Raw genomic sequence first — 17,274 nt, 5'->3', positions numbered from 1 at the left:
TGACACCTCTGAGCTCACAGGAACTCTTCCAGTACCCACAGGCTCACACTGCCCCCATTAACGCCAAACACCCCATGCCCCTGCTCATCAATAACCACGATATCTTGTCGATTACCTAAAAAATCGCCGAATCGATGATGTTTAAAATCTTCACCTAAAAAGATATTTTTCTCAGCATCAGCACCGTTAGTCATGATAACAACACAGCCAGGCTGGTGTTCATTACCTGAACGCACAAACGCAATACAGTTATTATCATCAAAATATTCCGACTGCGCGCCGTGAGCAAATTTCTGCCTCGCCTGAATAAGCCGCTCCAATTCTGCGATTATCGGCATCTCTATTTGATACTCCTCACCATCGTCACCTTCATCCTGATAGTTTGCACCATAAAGATCAGGGTAAAAAACGCAAGGAACCCCCTGTTCCCTTAATAAAATTAATGCATATGCCAGAGGTTTAAACCAGGGTTCGACAGGGGACTCGAGGGACTGAAGCGGTTGAGTGTCGTGATTAGCCACCAGCGTGACCGCATTCATAGGATTGGTATCCACCAACGTATTGGAAAATATTTGAGCGAGATCGAAACCATCACCGGACTTTGAAGCTTGATGAAACTTATGTTGTAACGCCACATCAAACAACATCAGTTTACCTTCCACCTGCTCGAGATATTTCTGAAGTTTGCCAATATCAGGCGACCAGTATTCTGCAATAACCAAAAGGTCATTCTGAGCATGCTCACGTACATGATCTATCCACTCTTTATAAAACCATGCAGGAATATGTTTAACCGCATCTAGACGGAAACCATCACAAGGTAACGAGTCTAATAGCCAACGTCCCCAGTACTTTAATTCCTCCTTTACGGCGGGGTTACGAAACTCTATATTAGCCCCCATCAGGTAATCGAAATTACCTAATTCATCATCGACCTGATCGCTCCAACCATCATTACCATAATCATTAATAATCTTAAATATGCCGTTAGCCGACGGGTCTTCAATAGAATCTATCCCACTAAAACAAGTCTGATCCCAAATAAATTGAGAATACTGGCCTGCGCGGGCGGGAAACGTAAAGCGTGTATAAGCTTGTGCGTCTATAACTTCATCAGCAATGTGATTACGGTTATTTTCTTCTACATTCGATACTCTTACAGGTTCTTTTTCGTCCGCCCCCATTTTATGATTAAATACAACATCATAAAGAACCTGAATCTCGCATTCTTGCAGACGATCAACTGCAGCCTGTAATGCCTCTCTATCACCATATTTTGTCGCACGATTCCCTTTTTGCTCAAACTCCCCTAAATCAAATAAATCGTATGTGTCATAGCCCACGGAATAACCGCCAGACGCACCCTTATAGGCAGGCGGAAGCCAGACTACAGTTATTCCTATATCTCTCAGTTGCGAGGCTTTATCACGAACCTCTTGCCAAAGTTGACCTCCGCCGGGGGAATACCAATGGAAAAATTGAATAAGCGTCGGGTTCTTCATAAAGAGGATAGCTCCGCAGTTAAATAAAGTCGCCTCTCAGTATGGCTTAGTTTGATAAAGAGTGAAGGCTTTGCGTAGTTTGTTATTTTTGTAAAAGATGAAGATATGTGAGCAAATTCACAGAGAGGATGAAATCAATTCAAATCGGCAGAAAAAGCTTAATGTGAGAAAGGTAACTATTCTATAATCATTGATAATGTAGATATGGATTAATCACATAAAGAAACAATACCGTATGGATTAAATTCACACTGCAGTAACGTTGAGATTCCAACCATGACGTCTTTATTAATCCGTAAACTATACCGTCAGTCGTTTTCTGTAACTTTCATCTGCATCATTCTATCCCTCGCCTTTTTATTGTGTTTATCATCAATTTTTTATCTTATACATCAAAGCATTTAGTCTAAATTGGTTAGAATTCGACCTGGAATTAAATTTATGCTATTGCCCATTTAACCCCCTATGAATGCATATTTTTTACCTGTCTGAGTCATTCTCTCCCCCGTGACTCAAACTTATTAACCCATAATTTAAACAAAATCGGTTGCGTTTAATCTTCTTTGATTGAACGCGGATAACCGTTTAAAACACAAATAAGAATAATAACCATTTGCAATGATGAAGTATAACTTCTGTATACATTAACCATGCTTTCTCGTTAAATCTGCAGTTGAACCAAGGAAGAAGTGAAAAACTTCATTTCAGAGCGAAAAGCCTTGTCTGACCAATGTTGTATTGATTGGGATTATCACAACTGCATTTAGCTGGTTTTATCACCAGATTTGAAATTGGAAGCATTAATGAACGGCAGGGGAAAACTTACCTAATCTGATATTCAATGGTATAAAACTGCCAGAATAATCGCTATTCCCAGCAATGAAAAAAACGTACATAGCGTAATTAATATACGCCGCCATTTGTTCCCATTAGTTGATGAATAAATGGTATCAATAAGGTCAGAAAAAATTTTAAATAAACTTAAAAATACATTCACAACAAACCCGATCATTGCTTCAACAATGGCATAAAACAGTGAATCCATAATACTACTCATCCATAAGTAAATGTCTATCTTTCAGGATTCTACACCTTTTGTATGTATCCCATCCAGAACGCGTTTATCGAACGTTTTAACAGGACGTACTGGACAGAAATATTGGTTTTCGCCTATTTGTAACGCTGAATACAACACGGAAGAGCACGAAACGCTGGCTGAATATAACAGTGAGCAGTCCCATAACGCCCTTAACATTCTGATGCCAGCAAATGGCTTGGAAACCGAAAAGCTCAAAAAGTATGTGGAACTAAAGCAGGGACACTGACAATAGCTAGAATATAGGTGGCTTGCGTCTTAGTAATCTTTCAATCAGAGTCTTTCGAAAATAGACTTCTAATCTCTTTCTCAAAAATAGCTGTAATATAAGCTTTATACATTGCCCCATTTTTGGTTGTTCGGCACACAGCCGATCCAGTAGAGAAATATCTACAGAAACTAAAGTAAGATATAATCAGTGCGCCAATATTAATTGCGGACACACTTTCATCACTATGGAAACTTTTATTCGTTCTATTATGACTCTCGGTAAGATGAAAAAAGCCCCGTTAAATTTCCCTATTCAAGGGCAATCAACGCTCAATTTTTAATTATATTTGAATCATAAAATATAATCTGCTCTTGCGCGGGTTTTTTAATGCCAGAATAGCTGTGTCGCCCAAAATTTCTGCCGCCAATTTGTCGCCACTGTTTTGGCTGGCTTCAAATGAGGATTTTGTAATTCATTGATGTTTTTGGCTTTGTTGGTGGGTCGTGGCGGGTTCGAACCGCCGACCAATTGATTAAGAGTCAACTGCTCTACCAACTGAGCTAACGACCCAACGCGAGAATTATTCTCCTGTTGGGTCTGGGTGTCAAACACTTCATCCGATTTTTCCCTGTCATATGTTCTATATGGCGACATGGCGACAACTCATTAATTAAGCGAGTAACACAGGCGATTATTGTTAGTTGTCAGGGAACATGGTGTAATTCTAATTATTGTGATGCAGTTAACAAATATCACTGAGTGAAATTTAAACAGTAGCCATCAGGCAACATGGAGAATATTGTATAAAAAATGTTATTGTTATATTAAATTTAATCTATCTTCATTAATGCATGCCCCAAATGACAGAGTTCAACAGACAGAGTAAATAACCCAAAGAGCCAATTTAGAGCTCAAAAAAACATCACAACACAGGAAGAGGGAATGGGAAAGATGGTAGACCAATCCAAGATAGCAATAAAATCGGAACAAGAACCGGAAGAACATCTCCAGAGAAACCTTTCCAACCGCCATATTCAGTTAATTGCCATCGGTGGTGCTATCGGCACCGGGCTGTTTATGGGATCGGGGAAAACCATCAGTCTAGCTGGCCCATCAATCATTTTCGTCTACATGATCATCGGCTTCATGCTGTTTTTCGTCATGCGCGCCATGGGAGAATTGCTATTATCCAATCTGAAATATAAATCTTTCAGCGATTTTGCCGCCGACCTTCTCGGTCCGTGGGCTGGATTCTTTACCGGTTGGACCTATTGGTTTTGTTGGGTAATAACTGGCATAGCCGATGTGGTAGCAATTACTGCCTATGCGCAATTTTGGTTCCCCGGCTTCTCACAGTGGATCGCTTCATTGTTAGTGGTTCTATTACTGCTATCTCTGAATCTTGCGACGGTAAAAATGTTCGGGGAAATGGAGTTCTGGTTTGCCATGATTAAGATTGTGGCTATCGTCGCTTTGATTTTTGCCGGTTTAACCATGGTATTAATGAGCTACCAATCTCCGTCAGGCACAGTGGCCTCGTTCAACCACCTGTGGAATGATGGCGGCATGTTCCCGAAAGGAATTAGCGGTTTCTTCGCTGGTTTCCAGATTGCCGTATTTGCTTTCGTGGGAATTGAGCTAGTTGGCACCACTGCCGCAGAAACCAAAGATCCAGAAGTCGTCTTACCTCGCGCAATTAACTCTATCCCGATTCGGATTATCATGTTCTATGTATTTTCTTTGATCATGATTATGTCGGTGACCCCGTGGAGTTCCGTGGTGGCTGATAAAAGTCCATTCGTTGAGCTGTTTGTTCTAGTCGGCCTGCCCGCGGCGGCTAGCGTGATTAACTTTGTCGTGCTTACCTCTGCGGCATCTTCCGCCAACAGCGGCGTATTCTCCACCAGCCGTATGCTGTTTGGTTTGGCTAAAGAAGGCGACGCACCTAAACAATTTGGGGTGTTATCACGCCGTTCGGTTCCGGCTTCCGGCTTAACCTTTTCATGTATTTGCCTATTAGGCGGAGTCGTTCTTATTTACCTGATTCCTAACGTCATGACCGTATTTACGTTGGTCACCACCGTATCTGCGATTCTATTTATGTTCGTTTGGACCATCATTCTGTGTTCTTATCTGGTATATCGCAAACGTCGCCCTGCCCTGCACAAAAAATCCATTTATAAAATGCCTGCAGGTATTTTTATGTCCTGGGTTTGTATGGCGTTCTTTGCCTTTGTATTAGTGTTACTGACTTTGCAGGAAGATACCCGTCAGGCGCTAATTGTGACGCCGCTGTGGTTTGTTATTCTGGCTGTGTCTTACAGTCTCCTGAAAAAACGCAGAACCCGTTTGTATGAAAATAAATAGCCCCTTGGAATGATTGGGCGACAAGCCAGAGCATTTAAATGGTGATAAAAAAGCGTGGTATTGGGTCAGCCAGAGCCACGCTTTTTTTCTCTCTTAATCAAAGATTATTATGTTATTTGTGTAAATAAACTCAATCGTAATCCGCTGAGCTTTATTCCCCCAGATCATCACTCGCTATTGATTTTTTCTTCTAACGCAAATTGAAACTACAATAACAAGCTGGTTAAAGTCAGGCGATATAAATATGATCACCTACACGATAATTGTCGACGTAATACCTGAGGGTCTGTATGAATTGTTCCCTTAATACTTAACCAACCTCGTTCTGAAAATTTCACGCCTAAAATCACCATTTCATCCGCGCTATTAACCTCAATAGGTCCCCAGACTTCCCCATCAATAAAGAAGCGCTTAATCAACCATCCATTTGCAACAACTTGCACTATCGTGAGGCACCCATCTGCGTCGCGGCACAATATTGAGCCCATAAATATCCTATTTAATTAAACCTTAGCGCCAAGCATAGCCGATATATAAATGCGGTACGGAGAGCAATAACAAGGTGAGATCTGTGTCACCGTCATAGGCAAAAACAAGTGTCGTTATGTGAGTATTCAACGGATAATTACGCTGTCAGGTTGATGTCCTATTGCTGTCATCTTAGTGTCAGGTACCTGTCGTGGTGGCATCTTACACATCGTTCTATGTTGAGAGGACACAACTTATTATCAGGAAGAAAGATATGGCTATTTATCGGATTCGAGATCTAAGACTGGCACGCGGTTGGTCACAAGAACAGTTGGCCGAAATGGCCGCCCTAAGCGTTCGTACCATACAACGTATTGAAAATGGCGAACAAGCGAGCCTTGAAACATTAAGCGCTATTGCCGCAGTTATGGAATTGAAGGTGAATGAGCTGTGTTTAGTGAATGAACAAGGTGAAACGACAGCAGAAAATAAGGAGGCGACTGACCCTATCGATCAGCGCGTTGAAAATGCGCGTCTGGCTGTTGAAAAAGAAATGAACTTCTTTCGTAGATTGTTTCGTTCGCTAATACTCTGCTTGTTTCTGTTTGTGATTAACTGGTTCACCTCGCCTCAGTATTACTGGATCGGGTGGGTAGTATTAGGGTTCGGTATCTCCTTGTCCATCCAGGCAATCAATATTTTTGTCCTGGGTAATTGGATGGACCGTTGGCAGCAGAAGCGACTACAAAATAAATTACGTAAACCTTAAATCATCCTACATTTTAAGCATCATCACATTTAAAGCTAAATATACGCCTGTCTATGCAGTTGCGCCTGCGCCTTATTGGAGTATGTTTAATAAGAGTCTTATGTGCTCACTATTATCCCTTCATCAACATCATCCTATCGAAAATTGGAGAACGGCGAGATGGCGAAAATTTTAGTGCTTTATTACTCTATGTATGGACATATCGAAACGCTGGCAGAAGCCATCGCAGAAGGGGTTCGCAGAGTTGATGGCGTGGAAGTGATGGTAAAACGCGTACCGGAAACTATGCCTGCAGAAGCCTTCGCCAAGGCGGGCGGGAAAATCAATCAGTCGGCACCGGTCGCCACGCCGCAGGAATTAGCGGACTACGACGGAATCATCTTCGGTACGCCTACCCGTTTCGGTAACATGGCGGGACAAATGCGCACATTCCTTGACCAAACTGGGGGTTTATGGGCATCCGGCGCGTTATATGGCAAAGTTGCCAGCGTTTTTGCCTCAACCGGTACCGGCGGAGGGCAAGAACACACGATCACATCGACCTGGACGACCTTGGCTCACCACGGTTTTATTATTGTGCCAATCGGCTACGGGGCGCCAGAGCTGTTTGATGTCTCGCACACTCGCGGCGGTACGCCATATGGCGCAACCACTATCGCTGGCGGAGACGGTTCACGTCAGCCAAGTAATGAAGAGTTAGCCATTGCCCGCTTCCAGGGTGAACATGTCGCAAAAATCACAGCAAAACTAAATAGTTAACAACAAATGGGCATCGCATACTCTTTGCGGCGCCCTCCTTTTCTGCCAACCGGCGCTATAAAGCGACAGAAGAGCGTTGATCCAGATGGATGACACGCTGTGCCGACGCAATCGTCGACGGCCTATGGGCAATCATTATTCGGGTAATATTCAGCGAAGCGATACTCGAGTTAATCGCTGCCTCGTTAATGAGATCGAGATGGCTGGTAGCTTCGTCCAAAAATAGAATGCTTGGTCGGCGGTACAACGCTCTGGCAATGAGTAGGCGCTGCTTTTGCCCTCCTGACAAACTCCCTCCCAGTTCGCTGATAATACTTTCGTAGCCCATAGGCATGCTGTCGATATCGTCATTGATATTGGCATAACGAGCGCAGGCAATCACCCATTCTAGGTCGATATTTTTATCAAAACTGGCAATATTCTCAGCGATAGAACCGGAAAATAATTTGTCCTCCTGTAAGACGCAGGCGATACAATCCCGATAGTTATTCAGCCCTAACGCGTTTATCTCCATCCCATTGATCAAAACCTCCCCTTTAGTGGGAACCAACAGTCCGGAAATAATGTTCATCAGCGTTGTTTTTCCAATCCCTGATGGTCCAACCAAGGCTACACTTTCGCCTGCGGCAATTGTTAGCGTCAGTTCTGAGAATAACGGTCTGGAAAATGAATCGTATTGAAAGGACAAATTACGAATTTTCAACTCCGCGGGTTCACCGCGCTTGATAAAGGTCCGAGTAGGCTTAAATACCTCTCCCTCGGACAAAGCGATGTCCGAAATGCGCTCGCTGTGCAACGTTAACATGGTCAAGCTAAACGCCAGATTGATCAAATTTGATGCCCGCTCAGCAAATTGTCCGCGGAAAGTATTGAAGGCGAAATACATACCCAACGTCATATTCCCATCCATTACCATAGAAGCGCCGATCCATAGAATAATAATCTGTTCTAACATGCCGATCAGTGAGTTCACTCCACCAAACAACATATTAAGTTTAGTGATATGAATAGTTGCATTTACAGCATCAATGCTGAGATTGAGCCAATTTTGAGCACGAATGCCCGTTAGGCCGAGAGCCTTAATCGTGGACACGCCGTAGAAAGTTTCCATAAAGTGCGTTTTTGCCTTCGCATCTTTAATAATTTGTTCTTCCGACGCCTGGCGAAAATAATAATAAGTTAACAAACGCAGCAGAATATAGATTGAAGTGAATCCTAGGGCGACCCAGACCAGCCAGCCGCCGTAGAGAATCATCATAATGAGTAATCCGACGGCCATAATCCCGTCAATAATCGCGCTAACTATGCTGGTTGTCAGCGTCACTCTCAGTGTTGCTAATGAATCAAAACGCGATTGAATATCACCCAAGTTGCGCTTTTCAAAGAACGATAGCGGTAAAGTCATCAAATGATCAAACAAACCAGCCTTCCACTGCACATCCACCAGCGAATCTAACACTATAGAAAACCAGGATCTGAATGCGCTGGTGAAGGTGCGGAACAGCGTAAAAAAGACCAACCCCATACAGATTAATGCCAATAAATTATAATCTTCAGCGTTTATGACATGGTCGATAACCAGCTGCGTACCAACTGGTATCAATAGATTAATAGATTCAATCAACAGAGACAGGCAAAAAATCTTAATCAGTAACCCTCTTAGTCCCCGAATATTCTTTATTAGATCAGCCAGTTTTAAACGACTCTTTTGTGTTTTTTGGCTGAAGTTGCTGGCTGGCCACAGTTCTAACGCTACGCCGGTAAAATGTTTGGAAAACTCGGTTTTTGATATCACTCTCCTTCCTGTTGCCGGATCGTGAATAACTACCGAAGTTGCGCTGACCGTAACCAATACGACAAAATGATTAAGATCCCAATGCAAGATACAAGGAGTTTTAAGCTGATCAATTTCCTCTATATCCAACGATAGCGCTCGTGTTTTAAGCTTAAGCGCAGTTGCAATATCAACTAGGTGAGCTAAGGTCGCCCCTTGGAGAGATATTCCGTATTGCTTGCGTAAATTAAACAAATCCACATGAAATCCGTGAAATCCGCATACCATAGCCAGGCAAGCAAGGCCGCATTCAGCCGCCTCTGCCTGTATTATTCTGGGCACCCGGCGACGAAAATTAAAATCTAGGCGATTAAAAAGATCCTTCACCGTTAATTTATCCATGAATCGGTCCACCTACGCTTTTTTTCATGTCATAGAACGGCGAAAACATCCATTTATACAATGGTCTTTTCTCCATAAATATGGTTGCCTGCGCCGTTAAACCATTGGAGAGTTTCAATTGTCGTCCCTGATATAAAAGCGACTGGTCATCCATTGCGACGAGCGTCTTGTAGTAGGCCGTTCCTATATTACGATTCGAATCTTTGGGAATATTGTTATAAGTAGACATTTCTTGAGAAGATGCAGGAACGGCTGAAATAGAAATAATATGTCCGGAAAACTGGCCAAACTTTTCAAATGGAAAAGCGTCATAACGGATATTGATTCTGTCTCCGGCCATAACATAGGGGGCGCTACTAGTAGGTATCCACAATACCAAGCGATATTGCTTCCTTTCCTTTGGGGTTAACTGAGCCAAACTGTCGCCGAGATTAACCATTTGCCCCGGCGTTACGCTCAATGACTCTATTTTTCCGTCGATGGGCGCATTTATAACCAACACACCGCTTGATTCGGCCAAAGTGAGCTGCCGCTGAAGATCGATGCGCTGATACTGATACTGGGAAATCTGATTATCAAAATCAGCCAAGCGAATATTCTTTTCTGTTCTAAGGGTCGTTAGCTGAGTATTTTCCTGCATACTTTGACGATATAGACTTTGATAGGCATTTTGCTGCTGATAAAATATTGCTCGCTGATTAGCCAACTGGTCTTTGCTAATAAGCCCTTTTCTTTGATACTCCTGATAGTTATCTAAGGTACGCTGCATCTCAGCCATGCCTTTCTTAGAGGCTTCGATGAGTTTAAGCGACTCCTGATAAGCATGTGAATTTTGCGCTATCTGCTGTTCCAGATTCATCGCAATTGACAACTTATTTTCTTTTACTCGTTGAACAAGATTATCTAGCTCAATAATTTGTTTTTCTATGGATGCCATATTTTTACCACTCACATTACCGGAATCTGTTACCCTGCTAATATCAATTTGATAAATCTGCTGCCCTTTTTTTACGCTCTGTCCAACACTAACCAAGGATTGGGTAATAAATCCCTGTTGAGGGGAAAACAGATTTATAGCGTGAGATTCGGTAATAACCTCTCCGGTAATATTAATTCTTCTCGTATATTCACCCAAAGTAAGTAACGCAATAAGCATAAGAATAATAGCAATGGATACGGTTAAAACGATCCAAGGTGAGACACCTTTGATTAAAAGTGCCTTACCGTTCCATCTTGCTTTCTGATTATCCAATACTTCTTTCCGAAATATACTTTCTCTGGTCATAACGTTATGCTCTATAGAGTTGATAATGTTTCTATATCATTTACTACGTTTGTAATAATGGAATTCACCTCGAGAACAGCATAGAAGCCCCCCAAAATATAGCGCTCATCAGTGAATGTCGTACTCGCTATGATCTAAAGAATCTAACCATATAATAATCATCCGCACAGCGTTCATTAACAAAAAAAATCAGTTATAGAAATAGCCACGGTCATAAATGCACCGTAGCTAACTCCGTTATTAATGATAAAAGTAAGCTCAGTGAATATCAGCTTAGGCGCAATGCCAATCGATAATTAAAATCACAATCTCATCAAGTTTGACTCAGTAAGGTCTTTGATAAAACTGAAGACTCATCGGTGTTGGCATGAGGGTTCCCTGCTGAAAAGGCTGCGTACCAACAGGAATAGGATCCAGTGTTGGCATAACTCCAGGATTATCAATTGGAGGGACAGGCGTTGACACTGAAGGTGGCATACCGTTGTTGTACGGATTAAATGCAATTGTAACCGTAGAATTATTGATCGTAATACCGTTTGCACCAGAAACTAAGTGAGATTTTTCTTTAGTCATTTGTTTCATAAACACCTCTATATAATATGATTGATAAGTTTAGTGTAATGATATCTAAATATTTACTCTCGCAATTGCCATTCTAAATTAAAGTAATTTGAAATATTAACAATGTTCTATTATGTAAGGTTGTATTTTGATAGTGTTAAATATTTACATAACGTAAAAACCATGTAAAACACCTGTTTTATTTAGTCATATCACAACGCATTCCATTTATAAATAACTCATGCAAATGATACATATAGAGTTATTCCGAAATAAATATAAAAAGATAAACCTAGGCGGTTGATTATGGAGCAGAAAGTAAATGATGTTTTTTAAATAATTCAATGAATGTATTGTTGTTTTTTATCACTCACAGCCATTAAAAAAATTTAATCCATGCTGATTAATCCAGTCGTTTATAAACCTTTAGGTTGGGTTGTTATCACAAGACGTTAATTCCGATCAAAAAAAATAGCTGCAATATCTTCAGATACCGCAGCTATTTAGACACTCAATAACCGGCAATAATTAGGATTCCAACAACCCCTGAGCCAGATAATGATTCGCATCGGGTACGCCCGGCAGGCTAAAGAAATACCCCCCGCCAATAGGTTTGACGTACTCTTCCAGCGCTTCGCCGTTTAACCGCTTTTGCACCGCCAGAAAGGCTTTTTCCAGATTGGACTGATAACAGATAAACAGCAGCCCCATATCCAACTGACCGGAGTTCGATACACCCAATGAATAACTGTAGCCACGGCGTAGCATCAGGTTTTCCTGAGTTTCAACGGTACGCGGATTCGCCAAGCGAATATGCGCATCCAGTGGAATAACTTTACCGTCTGGATCTTTGGTGTAATCCGGCTCATCGTGTTCATGAACCATACCCAAAGGTGCCCCGCTGTGTTTATCTCGGCCAAAGATCGTTTGTTGCTCCTGCAAAGGAGTTCGATCCCAAAACTCCACCTTAAAGCGGATAATACGCGCAGCCTGATAGCTGCCGCCCACCGCCCAAGCTGGCTCTCCCACATTGTCAGGCACCCAAACCACCCGGCTGATTAAAGGTACATCATTGGTTTTGGGGTTTGCCGTGCCGTCTTTGAAGCCCAGCAGATTGATCGGCGTTTCCTTACCTTTACTGCGCGCCGAATGGGCAGAAATGAAGCCTTCACGTTTCCAACGCACGCTAAGTAGATCCGGCGTATGCTTGATAATATCGCGCAGCGCGTGAATCACCGTTTCGTTAGTATTCGCGCAGATTTGCAGCAGAATATCACCGTGACACAGACTGGCATCTAATGAATCATTAGGAAAACGGATCATTTTCTGTAAATGCAGCGGTTTTTTGGCCTGCAGACCAAAACGTTCATCGAACAATGAGTTACCGACCGACAGGGTGAGAGTCAAATTGTCGGGATAAATTTCTGGCCCCATAATTCCCGAGTCCAGCGGCGGCAGCTTGGGATCAATTTCCGGCGCACGCCCACCGCTGGTGAGAAAAGCAATTCTTTGGGTCAACAACTTAAATAAACGCGTCAGATCCGCAGGCGTCGTGGCTAAAACGTCAAAGGCGACCAGCATCATTGCTGCTTGCTGCGGCGTTAAAATTCCCGCTTGATGCGCGCCGTAAAACGGTTGTTTTTGCCAACGTTCATCTTTCTTTTCAGCGGTAACATCAGAACCTGCCGTTGCCGCCTGAGCCACTTTATTCGCCCCCAGTGCCAATGCGCCGCTCATCACGCCCATGCCTAATAACAGGCGTCTGCGCGATGGCGATTCCGCACCATCTGATGGCTGAGACGGCCCATTTAATGGGCCGGTTTTCATTACCATGTTAACCACCTCAATCCAGACCTAACACGCCGCGCAGCTGTGCCAAATCTTCCGCCAATGCGGTAATAGGGCCTTTCATGGCATTCCGATCAGCATCAGTCAGTTTTTCGTAGGATTCGAAGCCGTCTTTGGTGCGATATTTAGCCAGCAATGTATCAACGGTTTTGAAATTGGCATCAATTTTTTGCAACAGTGGTTTATCGGCTTTTTCCAGCAATGGACGCAGCAAATTCACTATCTTTTGCGCACCGTCTACGTTTGCCTGGAAATCCCACAAATCGGTACGGCTATAGCGATCTTCTTCACCGCTAATTTTACTGGCCGCGACTTCTTCAATCAGCCCTGCCGCACCGCCCACCACTTTACCCGGCGTAAAGGTCAGATCTTTGATTCGTTTTTGCAGCTCTAATGTATCCTGATACAAACGCTCGGCGAATTTATCCGCCCCTTTAGTGGTGTTATCCCCGAACAGGATTTTTTCCAGACGATGGAAACCGCTGAAGTTAGGATCGGCGGCTTTCTGCTCGAAATCATCCTCGCGAGCGTCAATGCTGCCGTCCAGATCGGAGAACAACTCAGCAATAGGTTCAATCCGCTCGTAATGCTGACGAGTTGGTGCATACAGCTGGCGTGCCAGCGCTAAATCACCTTTTTTCACCGCATCGGTAAAGGCTTTAGTTTGAATCACCAACTGATTAACTTCTTGCGTGACATACACTTTGTATTCCGCAATCGGCCCGACTAACGCCATAGCGTCAGGTTTCGTCGCCACGGCGCCTTCGGTAGCGGTGACAATCAGTTTGCCTTTCGGATTGCTCAACAGCCCGCAGGTCATGTCGTATTCACCGGGTTCCAGATTAGCCGTCATTTTTTGCGTAAAGCCCGGTGCGATGTTTTCACGCTCTTCAACCACCATCACGCCTTTCAGAATTTCCCACTCCAGCCCTTTTTGGCTGGCATTGTGTACCACAAACTGAGTTTTTCCCGCCGGAATGGTCAGCGCCATGGGCTCACACTGTTTATCATTAACGGTGATTTTTATTTGTGGAACTTTAGCATCAGCAGCCTGCGCACCGGCGCTAATAGCGAATGCGGGCAACGCCAACAACGCGGCGTGCAGTGCGGTACGACGGAAGAACCGATTAGACATGTCATGACTCCCTGACCTAAAAATAAGATTAATGGTTGGTTTTATTCGCCGCTCGAGCGTCGGATGCAGTCAGTTCGCGCTGCGGAAGGAAAAAGAAAATCAATGCTGGGATCAGATAGATAAAGTAAACGGCGACTTCACTGACGCTCGGTGCTTCCTGATAGCCCAATATACCTTCTAGGAAGGTGCCCAGTAGGGTATGCGTTGACAGCACATTCGTCAGATCGAAGGCGATATCCTGAAAATGGTTCCAGAGTCCCGCTTCATGGAATGCGCGAATGGCTCCGGCAGCCAAGCCGGCAGCAACAAAGAGGATAAACAGACTGGTCCATTTAAAGAATTTGGCCAGATGCAATTTCACGCCGCCCCAGTAGATTGCCATACCGACAAGAATGGCGCAGGTTAATCCTAAAATAGCGCCAATAGGTGCAGCAATGCCGACATCCTGCTGGAAAGCGGCTAATAAAAAGAATACCGACTCCAGACCTTCACGCGCCACGGCAAAAAATACCATTGCCACCAACGCCCAGCTCTGACGACGACCCGAGTTCAGGGCGTGATCGATAGCTCCTTCCAAATGAACCTTGACCGATTTGGATACTTTGCGCATCCAGAACACCATATAGGTCAATATGCAAACGGCAATCACCGCCACTATACCTTCAAACAGTTCTTGCTGTTTCTGCGGAAATTCACCGGTAGTTTCATTAATAAAGATACCCAGCCCAAGGCAGAGCGCTGCAGCAACAATAACGCCAGCCCAGACGGCGCCCATCCATTGACCACGCTGGGTGCGTTTCAGGTAGCTGGCAATCAGGCTGACAATCAGCGCAGCTTCAAGACCTTCGCGAAACATAATAAGAAATGGGACGAACATGCTTAACACCCCTGATGGTGGGTAACGTCAATTTAAGTAAAGAAAGGTAAAACTCACGAACGATGTTGATTATCAATCCATCGATAAAAAAAGTAAAACTTAAAACGATAGTGATTATCATTCTGCTATCGGAAAACTCAAGAAGCTCTTTCGGATTGTTGCCAATTAATATGTCTGATTATTTTCGAGATACGAATTTATAACTACGGATTGGTTGGGAAAATATTGTGTCAAGGCGGTGAGATAAATAAGGAAGGCGCTCACTGCCTGCCTGAACGGACAGCGAGCGGATAGAAAGTCTTAAATGGTTTTGAATTCTGCTTCGGCTTTATGGAAACGATCGGTCACAATTTTCGAAGGTTCACGGCCTAACAGGCTGACAATCACAATCGCGATACTGGCGAAAATAAAGCCCGGAATGATTTCGTATAATCCAAACCACGCGAACTTATTCCAGATAATCACCGTTCCTGCACCAACCAGCATACCGGCCAGAGCACCGTTACGAGTCATGCGTGACCACAGTACGGAAATCAATACCACGGGGCCGAAAGCCGCACCGAAACCTGCCCAGGCGTTACTCACCAGACCCAAAACTTTGTTTTCCGGATCGGCGGCGATAGCAATAGCGATAACCGCAACCAACAGCACCATCATGCGACCAACCCATACCAGTTCTTTCTGGCTGGCATTTTTACGCAGGAAGGCTTTGTACAGATCTTCTGTAATCGCACTGGAACACACCAGCAACTGGCAGCTTAAGGTACTCATGACCGCAGCCAGAATAGCGGACAGCAGAATACCGGCAATCCACGGATTAAACAGCAACATCGCCAGTTCGATAAAGATACGTTCGCCGTTTTCGGAAACACGCCCCGCCAGCTCCGGGTTTTGCTGGAAATAAGCAATACCGAAGAAACCCACGGCAATGGTGCCAGCCAGACACAAAATCATCCAGGTCATGCTGATACGACGCGCCTTACGGATGGTGTGATGGGAATCTGCCGCCATAAAACGAGCCAGAATATGCGGTTGACCAAAGTAGCCCAGACCCCAGCCCAACAGCGACAGGATTGCGACAATATTCAGCCCTTTCAACATATCCAGATTGGCGGCGTCTTTGGCTTTAATCACCATAATCGAGGTATCGATGCCGCCCACGGCCAGAATGACAATAATTGGTGTCAATATCAGAGCAAAAATCATCAGGGTGGCCTGAACGGTATCGGTCCAGCTCACGGCGAGGAAGCCGCCGATAAAGGTATAGGCGATGGTTGCGGCGGCACCGGCCCACAGCGCGGTGCTGTAACTCATGCCAAAGGTACTTTCAAACAACAGCGCACCGGCCACAATCCCAGACGCACAGTAAATAGTGAAGAACACCAATATCACTACGGCAGAAATCACCCGCAGCAGTTTACTTTTATCTTCAAAACGGCTAGTGAAATAATCCGGCAGCGTTAACGCATTATTGTTGGCCTCGGTTTGCACGCGCAAACGGCCTGCGACCAGTTTCCAGTTTAGATAGGCGCCCAAAGTCAGGCCGATAGCGATCCAGCTTTCGGAAATACCGGACAGAAAAATCGCGCCGGGTAACCCCATCAGCAGCCAGCCGCTCATATCAGAGGCACCGGCAGAAAGTGCAGTCACTACGCTGCCTAAGCTGCGGCCACCTAAAATGTAATCGTCAAAGTTATTCGTCGCCCGGTAGGCCATCAGGCCAATAATTATCATGCCAAATATATAAACGAGAAATGTCACCAACATTGGTGTGTTCATCATCATGCAACGTCTCCATAGTGCGTTTTATACGTTTTAATACTTCCGTTTTTCATTAATGCATCAGTTTAAAAACACCCCGCCAGCGATGGCGTTATGTCTAGTTCAGGGCGAATGCCGGAACGTGGCATTTGGTTGCACCTGAGATGATTTATCATCGAAACTAATTTGTCGAGCAGACTATCCTAGTGGACTCTCTTCTTTAGCAACAACTCTTTCAACAAAAAATTTACATAAAATTTACCCTGCATCACATTTACAATAGTTCCCGGTTTCACCTTGCACTCCAAAGTGAGTTGCACCCTAAGCAAAACCCACAAAAACCCTGTATTTCGTAATGTTAACGCCCTCCCAATGAAAACAAAGCAATCACTACGCCCAGAAAGAATGTTAAAAATCCGACTAATTTCACAGTTCGTTAATCGCCCTGATTTAACACGG

General features: G+C 44.1%; 12 protein-coding genes, 1 tRNA gene and 1 pseudogene. 5 read left to right on the top strand and 9 right to left on the bottom strand.

Annotated features, from left to right (window positions below; all coding sequences use genetic code 11):
- Window positions 1-14: 14 nt before the first annotated feature.
- Entirely contained in the window at window positions 15-1,502 is a 1,488-nt protein-coding gene (gene amyA / locus AD970_RS06725) for an alpha-amylase (RefSeq protein ID WP_049597555.1), read from the bottom strand.
- A 1,105-nt stretch (window positions 1,503-2,607) separates the two neighbouring features.
- On the opposite strand from amyA, the pseudogene AD970_RS20515 reads away from it, so the two are divergent.
- Window positions 2,608-2,813, top strand: a pseudogene (locus AD970_RS20515) (integrase core domain-containing protein); the annotation flags it as partial.
- 120 nt (window positions 2,814-2,933) lie between these two features.
- Window positions 2,934-3,149 carry an ogr/Delta-like zinc finger family protein gene (locus AD970_RS18705; protein WP_072080600.1) on the top strand — a complete coding sequence of 72 codons (216 nt, stop codon included), beginning with the start codon at window positions 2,934-2,936 and terminating at the stop codon, window positions 3,147-3,149.
- A gap of 154 nt (window positions 3,150-3,303) precedes the next feature.
- Here the strand turns inward: AD970_RS18705 and AD970_RS06715 are convergent.
- A tRNA-Lys gene (locus tag AD970_RS06715) sits at window positions 3,304-3,379 on the bottom strand.
- A 381-nt stretch (window positions 3,380-3,760) separates the two neighbouring features.
- Here AD970_RS06715 and cycA point away from each other — a divergent pair.
- From cycA to wrbA, 3 genes are all read left to right on the top strand, one after another.
- Window positions 3,761-5,176 (top strand): D-serine/D-alanine/glycine transporter, encoded by a 1,416-nt coding sequence (gene cycA, locus AD970_RS06710; protein WP_209429067.1) that lies wholly within the window; start codon window positions 3,761-3,763, stop codon window positions 5,174-5,176.
- A 742-nt stretch (window positions 5,177-5,918) separates the two neighbouring features.
- Window positions 5,919-6,413: a helix-turn-helix domain-containing protein gene (locus tag AD970_RS06700; RefSeq protein WP_049597551.1), complete on the top strand. Its 495-nt coding sequence runs from the start codon at window positions 5,919-5,921 to the stop codon at window positions 6,411-6,413.
- 159 nt (window positions 6,414-6,572) lie between these two features.
- Entirely contained in the window at window positions 6,573-7,172 is a 600-nt protein-coding gene (wrbA, locus tag AD970_RS06695) for an NAD(P)H:quinone oxidoreductase (RefSeq protein WP_049597550.1), read from the top strand.
- A gap of 55 nt (window positions 7,173-7,227) precedes the next feature.
- On the opposite strand, the gene AD970_RS06690 is transcribed toward wrbA, so the two are convergent.
- From AD970_RS06690 to putP, 7 genes are all read right to left on the bottom strand, one after another.
- Complete coding sequence (locus AD970_RS06690; protein WP_049597549.1) at window positions 7,228-9,348, bottom strand: peptidase domain-containing ABC transporter; 2,121 nt, start codon at window positions 9,346-9,348, stop codon at window positions 7,228-7,230.
- Entirely contained in the window at window positions 9,341-10,633 is a 1,293-nt protein-coding gene (locus tag AD970_RS06685; protein WP_049597548.1) for an HlyD family secretion protein, read from the bottom strand. The genes AD970_RS06690 and AD970_RS06685 overlap by 8 nt, the downstream gene beginning before the upstream one ends.
- A 324-nt stretch (window positions 10,634-10,957) precedes the next feature.
- Window positions 10,958-11,215, bottom strand: coding sequence for a hypothetical protein (locus AD970_RS19570; RefSeq protein WP_157045471.1), 258 nt, complete (start codon window positions 11,213-11,215; stop codon window positions 10,958-10,960).
- Between the two features lie 507 nt (window positions 11,216-11,722).
- A complete protein-coding gene (gene efeB, locus AD970_RS06680; RefSeq protein WP_049597547.1) occupies window positions 11,723-13,027 on the bottom strand; it encodes an iron uptake transporter deferrochelatase/peroxidase subunit in 1,305 nt (434 codons plus the stop codon).
- A 10-nt stretch (window positions 13,028-13,037) separates the two neighbouring features.
- Window positions 13,038-14,177: an iron uptake system protein EfeO gene (gene efeO / locus AD970_RS06675; RefSeq protein WP_049597546.1), complete on the bottom strand. Its 1,140-nt coding sequence runs from the start codon at window positions 14,175-14,177 to the stop codon at window positions 13,038-13,040.
- Between the two features lie 28 nt (window positions 14,178-14,205).
- The gene (efeU, locus tag AD970_RS06670; RefSeq protein ID WP_049597545.1) at window positions 14,206-15,054 is read right to left on the bottom strand and encodes an iron uptake transporter permease EfeU; all 849 of its coding nucleotides are present in this window, start codon (window positions 15,052-15,054) and stop codon (window positions 14,206-14,208) included.
- Window positions 15,055-15,354: 300 nt separating this feature from the next.
- Window positions 15,355-16,839, bottom strand: a complete 1,485-nt coding sequence (gene putP / locus AD970_RS06665; protein ID WP_049597544.1) for a sodium/proline symporter PutP — start codon at window positions 16,837-16,839, stop codon at window positions 15,355-15,357.
- Window positions 16,840-17,274: the final 435 nt, after the last annotated feature.

Source organism: Yersinia nurmii (assembly GCF_001112925.1).
Taxonomy (GTDB): domain Bacteria; phylum Pseudomonadota; class Gammaproteobacteria; order Enterobacterales; family Enterobacteriaceae; genus Yersinia; species Yersinia nurmii.
The sequence above is the reverse complement of the archived record's forward strand: the minus strand, read 5'-3'. Positions and strand labels throughout refer to the sequence as shown.

Bases quoted from the DNA above. Each gene is read 5' to 3' on its own strand.
- AD970_RS06690 (WP_049597549.1), bottom strand. From the start codon at position 9,348: ATGGATAAATTAACGGTGAAGGATCTTTTTAATCGCCTAGATTTTAAT.
- efeO (WP_049597546.1), bottom strand. From the start codon at position 14,177: ATGTCTAATCGGTTCTTCCGTCGTACCGCACTGCACGCCGCGTTGTTG.
- AD970_RS06685 (WP_049597548.1), bottom strand. From the start codon at position 10,633: ATGACCAGAGAAAGTATATTTCGGAAAGAAGTATTGGATAATCAGAAA.
- cycA (WP_209429067.1), top strand. From the start codon at position 3,761: ATGGTAGACCAATCCAAGATAGCAATAAAATCGGAACAAGAACCGGAA.
- efeB (WP_049597547.1), bottom strand. From the start codon at position 13,027: ATGGTAATGAAAACCGGCCCATTAAATGGGCCGTCTCAGCCATCAGAT.
- wrbA (WP_049597550.1), top strand. From the start codon at position 6,573: ATGGCGAAAATTTTAGTGCTTTATTACTCTATGTATGGACATATCGAA.
- efeU (WP_049597545.1), bottom strand. From the start codon at position 15,054: ATGTTCGTCCCATTTCTTATTATGTTTCGCGAAGGTCTTGAAGCTGCG.
- amyA (WP_049597555.1), bottom strand. From the start codon at position 1,502: ATGAAGAACCCGACGCTTATTCAATTTTTCCATTGGTATTCCCCCGGC.
- AD970_RS19570 (WP_157045471.1), bottom strand. From the start codon at position 11,215: ATGAAACAAATGACTAAAGAAAAATCTCACTTAGTTTCTGGTGCAAAC.
- AD970_RS06700 (WP_049597551.1), top strand. From the start codon at position 5,919: ATGGCTATTTATCGGATTCGAGATCTAAGACTGGCACGCGGTTGGTCA.
- putP (WP_049597544.1), bottom strand. From the start codon at position 16,839: ATGATGATGAACACACCAATGTTGGTGACATTTCTCGTTTATATATTT.